We start from the raw sequence: 19464 nt of genomic DNA on the forward strand, positions 1-19464 counted from the left end.
ATTTAAGTTATAGTTTCATGTTTTATTTGTTTAGATTTTTGATTCGTATGTTTCGAAATTCAAGCTCCGAGCCATGACCCAAAAATGCAATATGTCCTTTGTTTCTTTTTAACCCCGGATGATCCGTATGGTCAGCCGTACCATTCTTCGAGGCTTCCTTTATATTTCCGTCCATAATAACGGTACCATTTAAGGTAATCTTAATGTTATCCCCATTTACCACAACTTCTTGGGAATTCCATTCGCCCACAGGATTTAAATACCCCCTTTTAGATGCTATTATTCCATATACAGAACCATGATATTGATACGGTTTTAAATTGGCATAAATGGATGCTGTATTATCCAAGATTTGTAATTCCTTACCCACATAGGCCACATCGCCTTCGAGGGGTGCATGGATTCCTAAGCCATTATTAGCTCCTGGCGTTAGTTTAAAATCAAATCTAAAGGTAAAATCTGAATACTCCTCTGCGGTATAAAGGTTGCCATGCCCACCTCGTTTGGGGCGTACCACCAATTCATTATTTTCTGCCAAATAATCGGTTTTATTGCCGACCCAATGATCTAGGTCTTTTCCGTTAAAAAGGGATATAAAACCTGTATCTCTTTCTTCTTGAGATAAAAGAACATCTCCAGAAGGAATTTCACGTACATAGACATTCCGGAATCCTAAATCTTCCCCATGGGCCTGTAATTCAATGGCTTCTTTAGAAAAGATAGGGTTTTCGCGATCCCAGTAGTTCTCTAGAACAACATTATCAGTGACCAGTACGCCATTCAAATGTACGGTTACCCGTTCGCCTACCATTTTTATTTGAAAAGTATTCCACTCATCAATGAGGTTGTCGGCTACCACTAAAGGAATGCTTACATTTTTCTGATTGTTGTAAAGTCCACCACTACCAACTTGGGCGCCTTCTTCAATTAGTGCGGTATCCCAAATTTGAACTTGTGGTGTTCCCCTCAAATAAATACCACTATCACCACCTTTGGTTATTTTCCAATCTACCAGCATTTCGAAATCACCATAATCCTTTATCGTACAGATATTGTTATACCCTTCTCCTTTAAAACCAATGACCCCGTCTTTAACAAACCAATCCCGCATCATTTGGGCATTGGCCTTTTCCTGCGCTTTCGCCAGTGCTCTTCTAGACATTTTACCCCGGGCTATCGGATTTTCCAGCAGACCTTCCCATCCTTCAAGGTCCTTTCCATTAAAAATGGAAACAAATCCTTTTATCGAGGGCATATTATCCAAAAATTCCTTGACATCTATCTTTATATACTGGCTATCCGTCCCTGTTAGATTGTCAACGCTTTTAGATACAATATCCCTCACTGCGTCGCCGCTCAATCCGTTTTGAACTCCGGGAGTTGGTAATGCTATTTGAATGGCTGCGTTGGAAGCAGTAATCAATAGATCTTTGTTATCTAAAAATTCTGAAACGAAAACTAAGGAAAGGAAGGTTTTAATCTTCCCTGCCGCCATAATAATTTGCTTATTTTCTTGAACGGTAGTACTATAGGGTACCAATTTTCTTACTAAAAGTAACTTTTGGGCACTAGGGAAATCAGACTCCCCTGCTTTACTCAAATACTGTGTATAGGCTTTTGATCTTACCTCCCCAGTTGATGCTGTTTTTGCGGTCTGGAACAATAGCGGCAGCGCGTCATTATTTTTCCAGTTTGCCAAGGCATCCAAAGCACTGATTTTTTCCTCGGTATTCCCTGAACTCAACTGTTCGGATACCAATTTTAAAGCTGTATTACTGCTGATGGCCGACAAAATGGGAACTAGCTTCGATTTATCTGAAAAACTCTGGTATGCTTGATATATTTTAGTTGTATTTAGACCTTCATCTGCATTCAGCACTTTTATAATGGCTTTTTGAATATTAACTAAATCACCAGCATTATTGGTTTCGGAAAGAAAACCTAATAGCTGAGGTAGTTTATCTATTGAAGCTACCGAAGGCATAGCGGCATATATAGCCCCTTTTAAATCAGTATTCGTAGTATTTACCAATCCTTCAATGGCACTGAACTGTGAGGTGGCATTCCGAGCAGCTAGTACGTTGATCAATACTCTTTTGCCATTATCGTTGGCCCCATTGAGTTTATCGGCCAGTAGCTGTGCATCCTTAGAATCAACAATCTTGAGCAAAGTTTCTTGGATCGCTGTATATTCTTGGGGTGACGATGCCTGCTTTAAGGATTGGAACAATACTGATAAAGCCTTGTTTTTATCTCGACTGGTTAAAGCTTTGATCCCCGCAATCCTTACAGTTTCATTAGTATCCTTTACTGCCATCAAGATGCACTTTTCATATACCAAAGCTTCACTTCTTTCACCTAGCATTCTAATTAACAACGGCTTGGTGTCAACGGAAGCCTTTTTATATGCTTTCACCCATTTGACCACCTCTGCTTGCGTAAGGTTGTTTGAAGCGGCCTCTAAAACAGAAGCCACATATTTTGTATTTTGATGTTTAGCCTCTTTAAGCATCATATTTATGGCAGCACTTCCTTGAGCATCTCTAAGCATTTGTACTCCCGCAAATCTGAAATGCAATTGTTCTTCTGAAGAGCAATTATCTAGCAATAGGTTGCCTATTTCTATACTCAAAGCCCTTTTACCTTCTTCTTTCAACCTTTGCCCGTAGCGGATTAAGGCGATGATCGAGTTTGAAGTATCTAAGTCAAAATTGGATTTTTTCACAGCTGAAATCAGCACGCTCTTTGAATTTACCGAAGCTATTTCTGCCAAAGCTGCCAATGCCTGTTTGGAGACTGCTTTAGAACCGGAATCTGCTAATTGCTCTAGCAACGCTATAGAAGGTGCGTATTGTAATCTTCCCAAAGCTTCTACAAATGCAGGTTGTTCAGTAGTACCCGCTGATTTTGTGACATCCATAATCGCTTTGGCCGCTTCTAGAGTTCCAATGGTGGTCAAGACGGATAAGGCCGGTGCATATACTACATCATCCTGTAAATATGAACTTACCAGAACAACACTGGCATTGCTTCCGCAATATATTAATCGGTCTATCAAAAAGGTCTTTACTTCGTCATTAGAAGTATTTTTCAATGCTTTTAATAGTGCTTGCTCCACCACCCCTCCGGTAATTTTACCTTGTTTTCCACCACTATAAATCGCTAGACTTTGTATTGCGTATCTAGCTTTGGTATCATCGCCGGTACCCAAGGGCACTAACATATTGGTGAATTGAAGAATTCCTTCAGCACCCAAGCCTATAATTTCTTCCATTAATTTGTCAGAATGTTTCAGCTCTTTGGTGGGTAATTGTGCAAGAATATCGGCTACTTTGGTTTCGAGCGTTCTATTAATTTGCCCTTGTACGTTGAGCGAGGCACATAGCATCAAAAGAAATGTACTGAAAGTTATAATTGCTTTTTTCATTTTATTCGAATGGTTAATAATTAGTAAGCCCATGATGTTCTTGTTGGTTGATCTATTAATCTATTGGCTTCCTCGTCGTTAATGAACTCTTGTTTTATGGGGTCAAATTCTAAGGTTCTTCCCAATCGGAGAGCTATAATCCCCATATTTACAACCGTTGCCGAGCGATGTCCGTTTTCTTCGTTCAAGGCAAACTTTTGACGTGTTTTAACAGATTCTGAAAAAGTTGTGATCTGCTCTTCTGGGTCGGGAATGCTGTTGATAATCCCTTCAATATTGGGGATGGTCGATTTAAAACCATTGTAAATCTTTCCGTTAGGGCCTTCTATATAAGCGGCGTTTTTGTCTCCGTTTTCACCGTCCAATATGATTTGGCAACCGTCGGCATAGGTGAATGTGATTTTCCTCCAAGTACCTATGGCATCATAATGTTGCTGTGGGGCATCTACTTCGACTTTCACAGGACTGGTATTGTCTTTTCCCAAAAAGTATTGTACTGGGTCGATATAGTGCTGACCCATATCCCCTAATCCTCCACCATCATAATCCCAGTATCCTCTAAAAGTAGAATGTGTTCTATGCGGATGATACGGTTTTTCGGGTGCAGGCCCTAACCACATATTATAGTCGAAATGTTCTGGCACCGCTTGCGGGGTTAAATTTTCCTTTCCGACCCAATAAAACTTCCAGTTGAATCCGGTAATACCGCTTATCGTAACTTTTAATGGCCATCCCAAAGCACCGCTATCCACAACTTTTTTTAGTTTTTTGACAGGAGTACCCATTCCGTAAAAATTATCCTTGAAACGGAACCAGGTATTTAACCTAAACATTTTGCCGTGTTCTTTCATGGCTTCGACTACCCGTTTGCCTTCCCCTATCGTTCGAGTCATAGGCTTTTCACACCATACATCTTTACCTGCTTCCGCTGCCATTATCGACATAAGGCAGTGCCAATGTGGAGGCGTCGCTATGTGAACGATATCAATATCAGGTCTGTTCAAGACTTCCCTAAAGTCACGATATCCCTTTACGCCACCTCCTACTTTCTGAAGTGTATTTGACAAGTGTTTTCCGTCTGCATCGCAAATAGCCAAGAGTTTGGTACCCTCGTATCCCAAATGTCCTTGGCCCATTCCGCCAACTCCGATTACTGCTTTTGTGAGTTGATCGCTCGGTGGAATAAAATTAACCCCGCCCATTACATGTCTGGGTATAATCGTAATACCGCCTACAAGTAAAGCGGACTTCTTTATGAAATTTCTTCGACTTGCTGTTTTTTTCTTCATTCAGATACTTTTTACAGTTAGAACTACAAAAAAACGATACGCCGTGTACTAATGGGGGTAATGAATGGGGTAATACTATTAGAAAAGGGTGTTTTATTTCAATTTATCTGAAAAAGGTAAGAATTTTAATGGGTAAATATCTCAAGATTGGTATTTGGAGACCATTTCTTTAAAAGAGGGGTGGTACTCTACATTGTACAATTTCAGATATAGTTTTGCAAAATTAGCGTGAACCGTATGAGCAAGGCTCAACATGCCCTGTTGGATTAAGATTTGAAGTTTAAGCCGAAGGGCCATTTCATTGAGGTCATCGTAAAGGTATATTACTTCGACAAGTTGAAGAAGAAGCTCTTGATGTTTTTTATAATTCAGATTTTGACTATAAAGCGTACAAGCTTCGATAACTTGATTAGTGAAATTTTCAATAAAAGGATCTAACCAAGAACTGCTGCTAGATGAGAGCAGTCGTCCATTGCTAAGTAGGGCAAGCAGTTTTGGAAGTTCTTTTTCCAAAATAGAAGTTTCATACTGCACTTCTTCAAAATAGCGGATATAATTTAATGCTTGGCGATAATCCAAATAGCAATCTTCCCCGACTTGCATATACCAGTACTTGTTTCTAAAATCGAGGTTGATATCAGGGCAGGTGGAAAGCAATGTTCTAAGGTTTTGAATGGTGGTTCCCCTGGTGTTTTTGGCCTCTTGATTTGTCATTCCCGGCCAAAGTAGTTCTGTAAGCTGCTTTGTGGTGAGACCTTTTCCGTTTTTCTGACTGTATAGAAAAATTACCAAGAACACCTCTTTTAATTTTGGCGAAAACTTTTTGGCAACATTAATTTCTTCTTCGTCAAAAATACAAAGGGGCCCGAAACAATGTATGCGTTGCTTAAAATCTTGACGGGTATTTGATTTGTAAATGTCTTTTAATGAAACTGCGGTTTCTTGGCATAATTTCTTTGGCTCGCCCGCTTTCTTTCGCCTTCTCTTGTTCCAGAAAAGAAAGGAAAGTATAGATGAAAAAGTGATTGATATCGCAATCCATAGGGAACGATACTTATTAGTGGAGATTTCCTCAGGGAAATTTGTATACTGAGACACAATTTCTTTGGTATTGAGCTCCCTTTCCCAAATTTTAATATCCCCAAGATAGCCCACAAAAAACTCTTCCCATAAATTGCTTCCAATCAATATATTGAAATTAGAGGGTTCGTATTCTGATATCAAGACTATTCGGTCCGTTTCTTTTCCATTTATATAAAACAGAAGTTCATTTTTCAATTTTGAATACACCAAGGCAATATGTGTCCATTCATTCGATGGTACCAGTGAAGATGTAGAAATATAGTCCTTGATATCTGCCATAGTAAAGGTCAAAAAACCATCGTGTATTTTTACAATGAAACTTTCCCCTTTTCCTAGAATACTGTTCGCCCGGCCCAATTCGGTAGGTTTTACCCAAGCAGTAATAGTAAAATCTGATTGTAATGCAGATTTACTTTTTAGTCCGGCATCAACATACGCTCGCTTTTCGAAGAACCCTACGCTTCCCAATGTACTATCTTGTACTATACCCACATTATTGGAAATGATCTCTTCTGAATTTTTTCGAATTCTGTTTTGTATGCTTTTTTCGAATGTAAACCTATCCGTAAAGCCAAAATCAATATCTAATGGAAGGCCCATAAAGTCCTTGGGATTATTTATGTTTTCTTGGGAAGTGTAGATAATATCTGGTGAAAAATTATACCCAGCTTTATATGGAATCAAAATGGGTAGTGTTGACTCGGTAGCTAAAACAGGAAAGGAAAAAAAGCCCGAGATGGTACTATTTCGAAAATTTTTGAACGTAACATTAGGGAGTAATCCTTCTTTCGTATGGGTCATTCCATAAACCTTTGGAAGGGTATTAATGGCTATTACTAAACTGTCTATTTGTGCCAATGTATTTTCTTGGGCTTCAATAAAGTTGGGTAATTTTCCAGTACTGTTCCAAAAATCGAAATAGTTTTGCGCATGAAATGAATCTCTTTTTTGACTTGAAACCAAATACATTTCTGCCGTGGTTTGGTGCCTGGTCTTTATGAGCGTCAAAGAATCTTGCAAAAATAATTTTTTCACTAGCTTATCAGATATAAGTAGGATTGTGATTCTTTCCGAAATATAAGTTGCCACATTCTTGTCTGAAAGCACCAACAATGAATCATGGTACTTTTTATACGCTTCTAAAAATGAAATATTAACTGATTTTTTTTTGGAAAGAGCTACGGCGATTGGTGTTTGACTTTTCAGGACGGATTCCAAACGATTTAACCGGATACTGTCCAAGTTTAAAAAAACGTGCGACCGCAAACGTAAAGCCAATTTCTTATCGTTGGGGAGTGTTTCATAACTTTGGGCATTCCCATAATGGGCAATACCTATTACTAAAACTAAGAAGAAAGTGTATTTAAGTAATTTTATCAAAACTTGTATCCAGAAGACAAATTTAAATAAATAACGGGTATCAATTTGCTATTTTTATATTTCTCTTGATTCTTAATGTTGATTTACTTCGGGAACTTTATGGTTGTAAACTTCCCCAGTGCCAACTTTCAGTATCAATTCAAAAGTGCGGTTTAATTATACTCATAGTGTCTAATGTAGGTAAGCGCAAAACAAGTAGTAAAGAATCTACTTTAGTATCTGAAAGTGTGTTTTGTGCAGATGATTGAAATGAAACAGCAATTAGTAGAATTAATACGTATCTTTTAAAGAGATGATTCATAAATAACACATCGACGGCATAAAATATTTTTGGTTTCTCATAATTAGAAAACCTGTTTGTAAGCTTCCCCTAATTAGAACTGCTTTGTTTTCTAAAACTTCATTAAAGTTATTGTTTTTAATTCTTTGGGGGCTATCCCCAAAGAATTAAGTTCCCTATATTTTCCCTAGTGCTTCATGAGGTCTATAATGATTGTAATCCTTCATCCAAATATGGGTCTGTTCCTTTACTTTATCGATGTATTCAAATATATACGTATTAAGAATGACCTCTTCTTTTTCTCAAGTGCATGATTTTTCAAAAAGAAAAAACAAATTATTTGATATTTTTTTTGGTTAATGATGATTGCAACCGGTCCCTCAAAGCCTTCATATCCTCTTCTACTTTAGAATCAATAATCTTGGCATAATGCTGGGTAGTCCGCAAATTTTTATGCCCTAACATTTTCCCCACGGTTTCAATAGGCACGCCATTAGTCAAGGTAACTGTAGTGGCAAACGTATGTCTGGCTAGGTGGGTGGTCAGGTTTTTTTTAATATCACAGCGGTCTGCAATTTCTTTAAGGTACGCGTTTGACTTTTGATTGCTCAATACGGGAATCACACAATCTTTATTGACCACTTTGGGGTGGTTTTTGTATTTTTTTATGATGGCTATGGCAGTAGGTAAGAGCGGAATGGTAAAACCGGTATCTGTTTTAGAACGTTTGGATTTTATATAAAAACTACCGTCTTCATTTTGGTGAATTTCCTCTGGTTTCAATGTTTGAACATCTATGTAAGCTAGGCCTGTAAAACAGCAAAGTACAAACATATCTCTGACAACACCTAATCGCTCGCTTTTAATTTCTTTGTCTATGAGGCATTGCAGCTCATCTTTTGACAGAAACTCACGTTCTACAGTCTTGAATTGCACTTTGTAATTGTAGAAAGGGTCTTTGGCGAGCCAATCATTGGCAACGGCAATCCGTACTATTTTTTTAAAGTTGTTCACATACTTTAGGGCAGAATTGTGATTACAAGCCTTGGTTACCTTTAAGAAATATTCAAAACCTTTGATGAATTTTAAATCGATGTTTTTAACAGGAACATCATTTTTCCGATATTCTAAATTTACATATTCGGCTACATGATTTCTGGTAGTAAAATATCGTTTCCACGTGCCAAGGGCAAATTCAACCCCGACCAATTTTTCCATCTGTTGATTATGTTCGTCAAAGAGTTGGAGCAACATTTTGTATTTTTTATCCTTTCCTAAATATTTTTCTTTAACCTCATGTACCGTAAACGGTTCGCCTTCCTCAATAAGATTATGCTGAATCTTATTGACCTTGTGTCTGATAGTGGCCATAAAACGATTTAACTCTTCAGCTTCATGACCCTTCCCCTTTAATTTGTTCATTCTAGAATCCCATTTGGGTGGGTCTATCTTTCGATTTAAACTGATAGACGTTCGTCTACCATCTACCGTAATCCTTAGGTATAAGCCAGCTTTTCCGTTCTTGTCGCGACGTTCATCTTTGAGGTAAAAAAGTACAGAAAATGAATTCATTAGAAAATAGGTATCGATTAGTGCTAAATAAAGGTATTAAAAAGAAATTTTATAATTCTGTAAATATCTAAAAAAGAATTAATTACAAAGAAATCGACACCATTTTTGTATTTTAAAAATAGGTGTCGATTAGGTGACTTTTTATATAGTATTATTTGATATCAAACGATGTTATTAAAAATAAAAAACCCTGTAAATCATAGAGTTACAGGGTTTATGGTTTTAAATGATACCATTTCAGTGGAGCCGGAGGGATTCGAACCCTCGTCCAAACAAGTAATTAAAATGCTTTCTACATGCGTAGTATCTGATTAATTTTCGATAAGTACCTGACCAGAAACCGCCCAATACAAACTTATCTTCTTAAGGTTTTAGTGATACCACCAAAGCGAGCAGGTATCCTTATGTTGACTTTTCTGGTGCTCCTATAAGAACCGCCATCAACAAGGGCTGTTCAGGAACATCTCGCTTCCCTACCTAGTAGGGACGAGGCTAAATCCTACTGTAATTCGGATTAAGCGGCAAGAGCGTAATTATTTTCGCCAATTAAAAGTGTGAAAAATGATATTAACGAGCTGTTTCTCAGCGCTCGGCATGCTTACATTCCAACTAGTCTCGCTGTCAAAACCGGTCGGCCCCAATATGTTAATGAACTTCGTATTCTCTATTTGTGCGTTCCCTTTTTTGCAAAAAGGTCGGGCTTTCGGCTGTACTTTCTAATCGCCTCATTCTCTAACGCGGGCAGCAAAGCTAACAAAAGTTTACGAACCCCTATAATTTTTATTACGACCTAAGCCATTGTGTATCTAATTGTATAATTTAGTGCAATATTTATACCAAACCATATATGAAGTTCGGAATCATTAGAGAACGTAAAAATCCACCAGATAAGCGTGTAGTACTATCACCATTGGCCTGTCAAAAAGTCTTGAAATCACACAAAAAGGCAGTATTGATAGTAGAGCCGTCACCAATTCGTGCGTATTCCGATGATATGTATAAAAACCTAGGCGTTACTGTGGCCGATGAAATGGCTGATTGTGATGTGCTTTTAGGAGTTAAGGAAGTTCCTATCGATGCGTTAATTCCAAACAAAAAGTATTTTTTCTTTTCTCATACCATTAAAAAGCAACCTTATAATAGAGATTTGTTACAGGCGGTATTAGATAAGAATATTGAACTTTATGATCATGAAGTCATTACCAACAAACTAGAACAACGTGTAGTTGCATTTGGCAGGTATGCGGGTATTGTTGGAGCTTATAATGGTTTTAGAGCATACGGACTCAAATTCGGATTGTTCAATTTGCCAAAAGCTAACGATTTGGCTGACCAAGAAGCGTTAATTGCTGAACTTAAAAAACTTAGATTACCAGGTATTAAAGTGCTTTTAACTGGTAGGGGTAGAGTTGGTAATGGTGCTAGAGAAATGCTTGACGGTATGGGAATGCGGCGTGTAACTATTTCTGAATATCTCGAAGAAACATTTAATGAACCGGTCTATTGTCAAATAGATGCAGGGGAATACAATAAAAGAAAAGATGGTGTTCGCGGTACTAAGGCCGATTTCTTTGCTAACCCGGCAGAATATAAGTCCAACTTTTTCCGTTTTGCAAAGTTGACTGATTTTTATATTGCAGGTCATTTTTATGGTCAAGGTTCACCATATCTTTTTACTAGGGAAGATGCTAAGCATCCTGATTTTAAAATTCGTGTAGTAGCCGATGTGAGCTGTGATATTGATGGCCCTGTAGCGACAACAATACGACCTTCTACTATAGCAGAGCCAATTTATGGCTACGATGCAGTTTCTGAATCTGAAACAGATTTTAAACATAAAGAAGCTATTGCTGTTATGGCAGTTGATAATTTACCTTGCGAGCTTCCCAGAGATGCAAGTGAAGGCTTTGGTGAAGCGTTCATTAAAAATGTAATCCCTGCCTTTTTTAATGAAGATAAAGACGGAGTTCTACAAAGAGCACGCATGACTCAGAATGGAAAATTGACTGAGCGTTTTGCTTACTTGCAAGATTATGTAGATGGTAAGGAATAGCTAGTTTTCATTTAACCTCAACCAAATCAAAATCATTTTGATATGGTTGAGGTTATCAAGAAGTCTGATAAAACAGTTGATGAATTCTATTTTGTCTTAATAGCCCATTGAATAATAGGCTGTGTATTAGGTGCTGTAAAACATCCTATGGCTTTTAATTTTAAAGTGATTTCATCTTTTTGGACCAATGTTTTTATCGATACTTTTTTTGTTTCACCCGTCTTTATTTCAAAAACTGGTGAACTGTCATAAAACGAGTATTCAGACTCGTTTTGAAACTGTAAATCACTACTAGTCACATTCTTTAATTCTAATTCTAAAACTTGAGTGTTTTTGACATAGCTAGCTTTTTCTACAGTAATACTCGCCTTCAAAAGCGGTACTAAAAATTCTGATTTGCCTACCAATAAATCATTGTAAATAGCAACAGTTCTACCAGCAAATAACGCTTCTTGTAGGCTAGTAATACTTCGCTCTTTTGCAAACACCAATGTAATAGGCCTTTGATTTCCTTTTTCTGTATAATCCCAATTAATGAGTCCGTGAATGTCACTGGTACCCATTATGGTTAAATGATGTTCTAAAGCCAATGCCAACGATTCTTGTGCATAATCTACCGAGTTAATAACCTCAATGCCGTGCAGCTCTCCTTTTTTAATTCGTTCTTTTTGAAAATCGCTTAGAATCGGGTTGCCCTGTGGTGCTTGATTATGCCATGCTGGGTGGTTCCAAAATACAAATGCTCCTTGTTTTTTGGCTTCTGCGAATGCATCTTCTGCTTTATCTTGAAGAATAGGGTTTGCATCTTTTATAAAGACAGCATTATTATGGCCCATAGGTGCACTTCTGGTAATTTCAGAACCATGAACAATAAGTAAGTCATGCTCTTTAGCCTCTTCTAACGCAATTGTATAAGACCTATTTCTATCTGGGTGTGGAATATCGTCTAGATGAGGTTGGTACTCTAAATGTTCTGTTAGTGAGATAGCATCTAAGTTGTCACGTAATGCTTCCATCACACGAATATTAGGCCAAACATATCCGTCAGAAAAAACGGTGTGAATATGTAAATCAGTCTTCAAGCTTTTATAGCCAGGAATATCAGGAAAAGACAAAGGTTTAGCTGATAAATGGCTATGGGCCTGTGAATGCAGAAAACTAATGGACAATAAAGCAATAATTAAAATCGATTTTTTCATGGTCTTAGGTTGTTTATTGGTATTTAGTAATGTACTAAAATTGCTTTAAATTATAAGTCATTTACCACGTCTGTTTTTGGCCAGTCTGTTCGGCCTTCTACTTTTTCTCTCATAAAATTTCGAATTGCCTGAATAATTTCAAGATAGTCTGGAGCACTTTTATTAACCAACACCACATATGAAGTTGGATAACCGACCTGCAATACACTTATACTACCTGGTAAATAGCCATTATGATTCCAACTATCTCGTTTTAAGTAGCTAAGTTTATCTATAGGGTCTAGTAGGTCAGGAATTGAGGCTTCATTGTCAGACTTCATTGCAAATAATGCTAAATCTTTTGCAGAAGCTATCCATCCACCATGAGAATCCATTCGCTTAATATTTATACCATATGGATTGATATATGGATTAGAAAAGTTGGTATAATACGTAACCTCTTGTTTTGTGCTTTCAGATTTACTATTTACACCTATCGTCATCTTCGATATTTCCATAGGGGCTAATATAAATTCCTTAACGTAAGACTCATAAGATTTGCCGGTAACTTTCTCGATAACACGACCTAAAAGACTGTATCCGAAATTTGAAAATCCGTAGGTACTACCTGGTGAAGAAGATAATGATCTTTCGTCCAATACCTTAGCAATAAGCTCCTCTTGTGTTAAAGCATTATCGTCGAACATAATATCGAAGGGTGAATTTGTAAAACCCGCGGTGTGCTCAACGAGGTGTTCAATAGTAATAGATTCTTCTTCAGAATCGTAGGGCAAGACTCCAAATTCTGTTCCTAAAATTGATGAAGGCCCAAATACACGATCATTTAATGATAATTGACCATCTGCTACAAGTTTTGAAATTGCAGTTAAGGTTATGGGCTTCGATATATTCGCAATTCTAAATTGTGAATTATCATCAACAGCAATTTCAGCATCAATATCTGCTTTACCAAAAGACTCTAAATACACTATTTTATTATTTCGCGTGATAGCAACTTGAGCACCTGGAAATCCATAAATAAGCATTAGTTGTCTGAAACCTGAAGTGATATCTTCTAAGCTTGCGTTAGAAACACTTGAACTTTCGCCTGTATTAGATTCATCGGTCTCCGTGCCAATTTCTATACCATTAGTTGGTTCTGTATAAAGGTCACTGTCATCACTTTTACAGGAGTGAAAAATTAATAGCAATAAAATTATTGGAATAATTTTTTCATTACTAACCATGATGTGCTTATTTTAGGTTCGAAAGAGAATTATCCTATAAAAGATACGTATTTTAAACTACTATAGAAATACTTGTAATTATTCTTACAATCTTGTGTTCAAAGATGAAGTAAATATTTAACATACGAACTTACGCTGTAGTAATTAAAACAGTTTAACCATTCAAGAACAGTCAAAAAACACCAACTGCTTATTAAGATTTAATTGATTAATGACACGCCAATGCCAATGGTTGTTTGTCTATGATTGTAATCGATTAGGGTTTCCCCATACCCATCAAATAATTGTAGGTGACCATTGAAATTCTCAAAAATTGGGAATGACCAATTCAATTGTATACTACCTCTACTTTTAGCTCCATAATTTAATGAATGTCGCGCAATGGCTCTAAACCGTTGTCGTCCTAAATCGTAGGTGATGTTAGCTTCGCCTCTTCCAATATAATCTGAAATGTTCTCGTTATCGTCAATCTTGCTACCTATTCTTATCCATGGTTTTAGCATAATCTGCCAATTGTTACGTTCAAAACCAGCATGAAAAGCAATTCTGTTCCAGCTTCTGGAAATAGGGTCAGATTGACCATTTGACTCATGAATTATTGCGGCTCCTACCATTTTTAGATCGAACCCAAGAAACTTAAATTTAACTGGGAAGTTGGCTATAATTTCTGGTTGATAATTTAGTTCTCTAAATGGTCTTGAGCGTTCTGTATTATAGATTTGCCAGTATGCGGTTTGTGAGTATCCCATCCATAAATCCATATGGCCATCTAACATATTATGAAAAATTTTTGTTTTTAAGCTAACCTGAAATTTTGCTTCTACCGCATTTAAACTCAATGGGGCATCTAAAACTTTAGTAGAGTTTTCGGCTACTGGAAATTCGTTAGGATTAGTGGAATATTTTGCAACGGTAAGGTATATGGGTTTGTAAGTGGTAATTAAAAAGGTGCCTCTATGATACTCATCTCCTAATTCCCATAACTCAGATAGGTTTTTACTATTCTTACCTATCCAATTCTGTTCTTTAAGATCTTGTGCAAATATATTGAAGGGGTTAGAAAAGAAAATAATAAAGCTAGATACGAAAGTTATTTTTTTGAACATTAAAACATTTTAAAAACGCAAAACTATATATTTGAAATCGTTACAAGTAGCCTTTAACGAATTAATGGAAATTCACTCATGAAACCGGCCGAGGAATATATTTTAAACCAGCCAGAACCCTACAGGGGTATCTTAATACATTTGCAAATGCAAATTGAGCTCACATTGCCCGAGGTAGAATTAAAATATAAATGGAATATTCCATGCTTTTACATTGGTAAATCACCTATTTGTTACCTGAATGCGTCTCATAAAAAGCAGTTTGTGGACATTGCCTTTTGGAATTCTGCACACCTTACTAAACATTTGAACGTATTAATTTCAGAAAAACGAAAGGTAGTACGTTCATTACGTTACTCTACCCTAGAAGAGATAGATGACCATATTCTAATCGATGTACTGAAAGATGCGTATTCAGTTCGCCAAAACGGATTTTATAAGCGAAAAGATTTACGTTAAAACTGATTTACTACGGTTCTAAGCGCAACCAAATCGGTCAATAATTTTTTCATCAATCCCAAGTCAAGCATATTGGCACCATCACTTTTTGCATTGGCACAATCGAAATGGGATTCTATGAAAAGCCCGTCAACACCTGCAGCAATACCTGCTCGTGCCATAGTACCTATTAATGCTGGTCTACCGCCTGTAACACCCGAAGTTTGATTTGGTTGTTGTAATGAATGGGTTACATCTAAAACTACAGGGGCATATTGTTTCATGGTCGGTACACCTCTAAAATCAACAATCATATCTTGGTAACCGAACATAGTACCACGGTCTGTAATAATAGCTTGTTGGTTGCCGGTTTCGGTAACTTTATTTACAGCATGTTTCATGCTTTCGGGACTCATAAATTGTCCCTTTTTGATGTTTACAGTTTTGCCTGTTTCAGCAGCTGCAACCACTAAATCTGTTTGGCGAGCTAAAAAAGCAGGAATTTGTAGCACATCTACATATTCAGCGGCCATAACGGCATCTTGTTCTGTATGAATATCCGTTACGGTCGGAATTTTAAATGTTTCAGAAACTTTACGTAAAATCTTCAATGCCTTTTCATCCCCAATACCCGTAAATGAATCCAACCGACTACGGTTTGCTTTTTTAAAACTTCCTTTAAAAACATAAGGAATTTTAAGGTCATCAGTTATGGTAACAATATGCTCTGCAATACGCAGCGCCATATCTTCACCCTCTATGGCACAAGGGCCAGAAAGTAAAAAAAAGTTATTGCTATCGGTATGTTTTATTTGGGGTATTAGAGATAGGTTCATTCGTCGAATATTTTTGAACAAAGATACTATTTTCAGAAGCTACCTGTTCTATATGGATAAGATTGTCCAAATCCCAATTTGAAAATGTTTTCTAAATATAGTTCAGCTCTGTTTTTATTATTTGTAGTAATAAGCCAATCGAATGCTCAATTTGGAAAAAATTGTGAATTAAGGCAGGTGAAAATTAACTTGATGAATCCTGGGTTTGAATATGAGATGGCTTTAGGAACCAATACTACTATTGATGTTAAGGCTGGCTTGCAAGTTGCATTAGATCCGCTTCTGCCAGATGTATATGAAGAGTTGGCATTTCTACCGGCAATAGCTGGCCAATATCGCTACTATTATAATTTCGAAAAACGACAACGAAATAGAAAACAGATTTATGGTAACTCGGCAAATTATGTAGCTCCTGCAGCTGCCGTCTTTTTTCCGGGAACGCGTACAATAGAAAATGAGATTGTAAAAGGTGCCTTTGGTTATACAGGCGTAGTTACTGGCTTACAACGTAGCTTCGATTCGGGATTCAATTTTTCTGTTGATGTGGGTGCTGCGTATTATTTGGGGCAATTTGATAGTGCTATATATCCGGTTGCCAATTTAAGTATTGGTTGGATTGTTAGTGAGAAACGCTGGTGTGTAGGTCGGTAACCTACCATTAAAAATCATAATATTTCATTAAATCAAGTGCTTACGTTTTTTTAAACGATTAGTTTTAAATGCATCTTTGATCTAATCACATGAAGAAAATCACGCTAATTCTCCTGTTTTTTATTGTGAGTTTTGGGTATTCTCAAATCAATGGAATAACTGAGAAAGGTTCAGGAATCGTTAATCTAGAACGGCATCAATTCAAGTTTGACCTATTTAGCCCTGGTATTAGTTATGAAATCGGATTGTTTAGAAATCAAACCGTTTCAACTGATGTAGGCTTGGGTGCAGCCACATACGGGGAAGGCTATGCCTATGGTTTAGCAATGAACAATAGATATCGATACTACCATAATTTCAATAGACGAATAAATCGAGATAAAAATGTTTCTGGTAATTCTGGAAACTACATTGCCGCTGCACAAGCAATATTTTTTTCCCAATTACGACTTTCTACCAATATCGAAGGACCCGATGATTTTAACTTAGGTTTTTATGGGATGGTGTATGGTATTCAACGTACCTATCCAAAAGGGTTTAATTTCAATGCAGAATTAGGTGCAGGGTTCTATAAAGGTGACGGAGTACCAGATGGTTATGGTCCTTTGGTGAGTTTTAAATTTGGTTGGGTTGCTACGAAACGAAAATCTAGAAAACCTGTTTTTGATTAAATAAGATGGCTAGTTTTTGTAATGAAATGATAGCTTTTCTACATATTTTAAAAGACGCTCAATTTGATTGAGGGATTAGTATTACTAAAAAGTTCTTAATAAGTGACAGAACCCTCTCAAAATCAATAAGATAAAAATATCATAAGATTAAGTGTAGCTATTGAAAATTGAAGTATCTTTGCACGCTTAAAATAGACATTATGTCCACTACAAAGAATATTGCGATCATTGCGCACGTTGACCACGGTAAAACCACCTTGGTTGATAAAATAATGTACCACTGTAGCTTGTTTCGTGAAAACGAGAATACAGGCGATTTAATTTTGGATAATAACGATTTGGAAAGAGAACGTGGTATTACCATTACTTCCAAAAATGTTTCAGTTATATATAAAGATACTAAAATAAATATTATCGATACTCCTGGTCACGCCGATTTCGGTGGTGAAGTTGAACGTGTATTGAACATGGCAGATGGTGTTTTGTTATTGGTAGATGCATTTGAAGGACCAATGCCGCAAACTCGTTTTGTATTACAGAAAGCTATTGATTTAGGTTTAAAGCCTTGCGTAGTTATAAATAAGGTAGATAAGGAAAACTGTACTCCAGAAGAGGTACATGAAAAAGTTTTCGATTTAATGTTCGAACTAGGTGCTGAAGAATGGCAATTAGATTTTCCTACGGTTTATGGTTCTGCAAAGAACAATTGGATGAGTGATGATTGGAGAAATGAAACCGATAATATCGAGCCACTTTTAGATATGGTGATTGAGCACGTGCCTACTTTCGAGCCTAAGGAAGGAAATACTCAAATGTTGATTACATCTTTAGATTTCTCTTCATTCACTGGTAGAATAGCTATTGGTAGATTACAAAGAGGAACTTTAAAAGAAGGACAACAGATTTCTTTGGTGAAACGTGATGGATCTATTGTAAAATCTAGAATTAAAGAACTTTTTATTTTTGAAGGACTTGGTCGTAAGAAAGTACAAGAAGTTGAAACAGGTGATATATGTGCTTTAGTAGGTGTAGAAGGATTTGAAATTGGTGATACTGTTGCTGATTTAGAAAATCCTGAAGCGTTGAAAACTATTACTATTGACGAACCTACAATGAGTATGTTATTTACCATTAACGATAGTCCGTTTTTTGGACAGGATGGTAAATTTGTAACATCAAGGCATATTAAGGATCGTTTGGCAAGAGAATTGGAAAAAAACCTTGCCTTACGTGTGAATCCTACTGATAGTGCTGATAAGTTTTTAGTATTCGGTCGTGGTGTATTACACCTTTCTGTTTTAATTGAAACTATGAGGCGTGAAGGTTATGAAATGCAGATTGGGCAGCCACAAGTAATCATTAAGGAAATTGATGGTGTAAAATGTGAACCAATCGAGCATTTAACTATCGATTTGCCAGATGAGGTTTCTGGTAAGGCTGTAGAAATGGTTTCTATCCGTAAAGGTGAAATGACCAAGATGGAAGCAAAAGGAAATCGTATGTTGTGCGAGTTCCAAATTCCATCACGTGGTATTATTGGTCTTCGTAACCAATTATTGACTGCAACGGCTGGTGAGGCTATTATGGCACACCGCTTTTTAGAATATCAACCAATGAAAGGTGATATTCCTCAACGTCAAAATGGTTCTTTGGTTTCTATGGAAAGAGGAAAAGCAATTCCATATTCTATCGATAAATTACAGGATCGTGGTAAGTTCTTCGTTGATCCAGGTGAAGATATTTATGAAGGTCAAGTAATCGGTGAAAATTCTCGTGGTGATGATATGACCGTGAATATTACGAAAACTAAAAAGATGTCAAACGTTCGTTCTTCAGGAGCAGATGATAAGGCTAAAATTGTACCTGCAATTAAGTTTTCTTTAGAGGAAGCTTTAGAATATATTCAGAAAGATGAGTATGTAGAGGTTACTCCAAAACATTTACGTCTTCGTAAGATTTACTTAACGGAGAATGAACGTAAGCGTAATAAAATAGCATAATTTCTAAAGCCTCTCTTTTAAGGGGCTTTTTAATTTGAATACAATGAGCCACCTTTTTAAGGTGGCTTTTTTAATTCTGTTTATCAAGGGTAAGGGTGAAATTAAATGTTCGTGCTGGCAATCAGTCTTATAAGTCACTAATTAATATCGATTGATTAAGAATAATGTAAAATATTAGGTTTCATTTTCCTACTTTCTTAATAATTCATTCATACTTTATTTTTCTTCGTTTTGAGTGTGAATTTTATCTAAT

14 protein-coding genes and 1 other RNA gene are annotated in these 19464 nt (G+C 36.7%); 5 read left to right on the forward strand and 10 right to left on the reverse strand.

What is annotated here, in order from left to right; all coding sequences use genetic code 11:
* Positions 1 to 22: 22 nt before the first annotated feature.
* The 6 genes from B5X55_RS00640 to ssrA all read right to left on the reverse strand — a co-directional run bounded on the left by B5X55_RS00640 (position 23) and on the right by ssrA (position 9670).
* Positions 23 to 3427 carry a DUF1080 domain-containing protein gene (locus B5X55_RS00640; RefSeq protein WP_159447510.1) on the reverse strand — a complete coding sequence of 1135 codons (3405 nt, stop codon included), beginning with the start codon at positions 3425 to 3427 and terminating at the stop codon, positions 23 to 25.
* 20 nt (positions 3428 to 3447) lie between these two features.
* Positions 3448 to 4716 carry a Gfo/Idh/MocA family oxidoreductase gene (locus tag B5X55_RS00645; RefSeq protein ID WP_079510469.1) on the reverse strand — a complete coding sequence of 423 codons (1269 nt, stop codon included), beginning with the start codon at positions 4714 to 4716 and terminating at the stop codon, positions 3448 to 3450.
* A 141-nt stretch (positions 4717 to 4857) separates the two neighbouring features.
* Positions 4858 to 7179 carry a LamG domain-containing protein gene (locus B5X55_RS00650; protein ID WP_143814370.1) on the reverse strand — a complete coding sequence of 774 codons (2322 nt, stop codon included), beginning with the start codon at positions 7177 to 7179 and terminating at the stop codon, positions 4858 to 4860.
* 456 nt (positions 7180 to 7635) lie between these two features.
* Positions 7636 to 7746 (reverse strand): integrase core domain-containing protein, encoded by a 111-nt coding sequence (locus B5X55_RS19240; protein WP_079511066.1) that lies wholly within the window; start codon positions 7744 to 7746, stop codon positions 7636 to 7638.
* A gap of 49 nt (positions 7747 to 7795) precedes the next feature.
* Complete coding sequence (locus B5X55_RS00660; protein ID WP_079510471.1) at positions 7796 to 9031, reverse strand: site-specific integrase; 1236 nt, start codon at positions 9029 to 9031, stop codon at positions 7796 to 7798.
* A gap of 238 nt (positions 9032 to 9269) precedes the next feature.
* Positions 9270 to 9670, reverse strand: a transfer-messenger RNA (tmRNA) gene (gene ssrA / locus B5X55_RS00665).
* Between the two features lie 208 nt (positions 9671 to 9878).
* On the opposite strand from ssrA, the gene B5X55_RS00670 reads away from it, so the two are divergent.
* Positions 9879 to 11084 carry an NAD(P)-dependent oxidoreductase gene (locus tag B5X55_RS00670; protein WP_079510472.1) on the forward strand — a complete coding sequence of 402 codons (1206 nt, stop codon included), beginning with the start codon at positions 9879 to 9881 and terminating at the stop codon, positions 11082 to 11084.
* Positions 11085 to 11170: 86 nt separating this feature from the next.
* On the opposite strand, the gene B5X55_RS00675 is transcribed toward B5X55_RS00670, so the two are convergent.
* The 3 genes from B5X55_RS00675 to B5X55_RS00685 all read right to left on the reverse strand — a co-directional run bounded on the left by B5X55_RS00675 (position 11171) and on the right by B5X55_RS00685 (position 14615).
* Entirely contained in the window at positions 11171 to 12283 is a 1113-nt protein-coding gene (locus B5X55_RS00675) for an Sb-PDE family phosphodiesterase (protein WP_079510473.1), read from the reverse strand.
* Between the two features lie 50 nt (positions 12284 to 12333).
* Positions 12334 to 13509: a serine hydrolase domain-containing protein gene (locus B5X55_RS00680; protein ID WP_079510474.1), complete on the reverse strand. Its 1176-nt coding sequence runs from the start codon at positions 13507 to 13509 to the stop codon at positions 12334 to 12336.
* Positions 13510 to 13709: 200 nt separating this feature from the next.
* Entirely contained in the window at positions 13710 to 14615 is a 906-nt protein-coding gene (locus B5X55_RS00685) for a phospholipase A (RefSeq protein ID WP_079510475.1), read from the reverse strand.
* 78 nt (positions 14616 to 14693) lie between these two features.
* Here B5X55_RS00685 and B5X55_RS00690 point away from each other — a divergent pair, with 78 nt between their 5' ends.
* Entirely contained in the window at positions 14694 to 15074 is a 381-nt protein-coding gene (locus B5X55_RS00690) for a DUF1801 domain-containing protein (RefSeq protein WP_079510476.1), read from the forward strand.
* Here B5X55_RS00690 and kdsA read toward each other — a convergent pair.
* Positions 15071 to 15889 carry a 3-deoxy-8-phosphooctulonate synthase gene (gene kdsA, locus B5X55_RS00695; RefSeq protein WP_079510477.1) on the reverse strand — a complete coding sequence of 273 codons (819 nt, stop codon included), beginning with the start codon at positions 15887 to 15889 and terminating at the stop codon, positions 15071 to 15073. The two genes, B5X55_RS00690 and kdsA, sit on opposite strands and share 4 nt — an antisense overlap.
* A 192-nt stretch (positions 15890 to 16081) precedes the next feature.
* Here kdsA and B5X55_RS00700 point away from each other — a divergent pair, with 192 nt between their 5' ends.
* The 3 genes from B5X55_RS00700 to typA all read left to right on the forward strand — a co-directional run bounded on the left by B5X55_RS00700 (position 16082) and on the right by typA (position 19211).
* Positions 16082 to 16540 carry a hypothetical protein gene (locus tag B5X55_RS00700; protein WP_143814371.1) on the forward strand — a complete coding sequence of 153 codons (459 nt, stop codon included), beginning with the start codon at positions 16082 to 16084 and terminating at the stop codon, positions 16538 to 16540.
* Between the two features lie 89 nt (positions 16541 to 16629).
* Entirely contained in the window at positions 16630 to 17211 is a 582-nt protein-coding gene (locus B5X55_RS00705; protein ID WP_079510479.1) for a hypothetical protein, read from the forward strand.
* A 200-nt stretch (positions 17212 to 17411) separates the two neighbouring features.
* On the forward strand, positions 17412 to 19211 hold the full coding sequence (gene typA, locus B5X55_RS00710) for a translational GTPase TypA (RefSeq protein WP_200811573.1): 1800 nt from the start codon (positions 17412 to 17414) through the stop codon (positions 19209 to 19211).
* Positions 19212 to 19464: the final 253 nt, after the last annotated feature.

Source organism: Maribacter arcticus, assembly GCF_900167935.1.
In the GTDB taxonomy this organism is placed as follows: domain Bacteria; phylum Bacteroidota; class Bacteroidia; order Flavobacteriales; family Flavobacteriaceae; genus Maribacter; species Maribacter arcticus.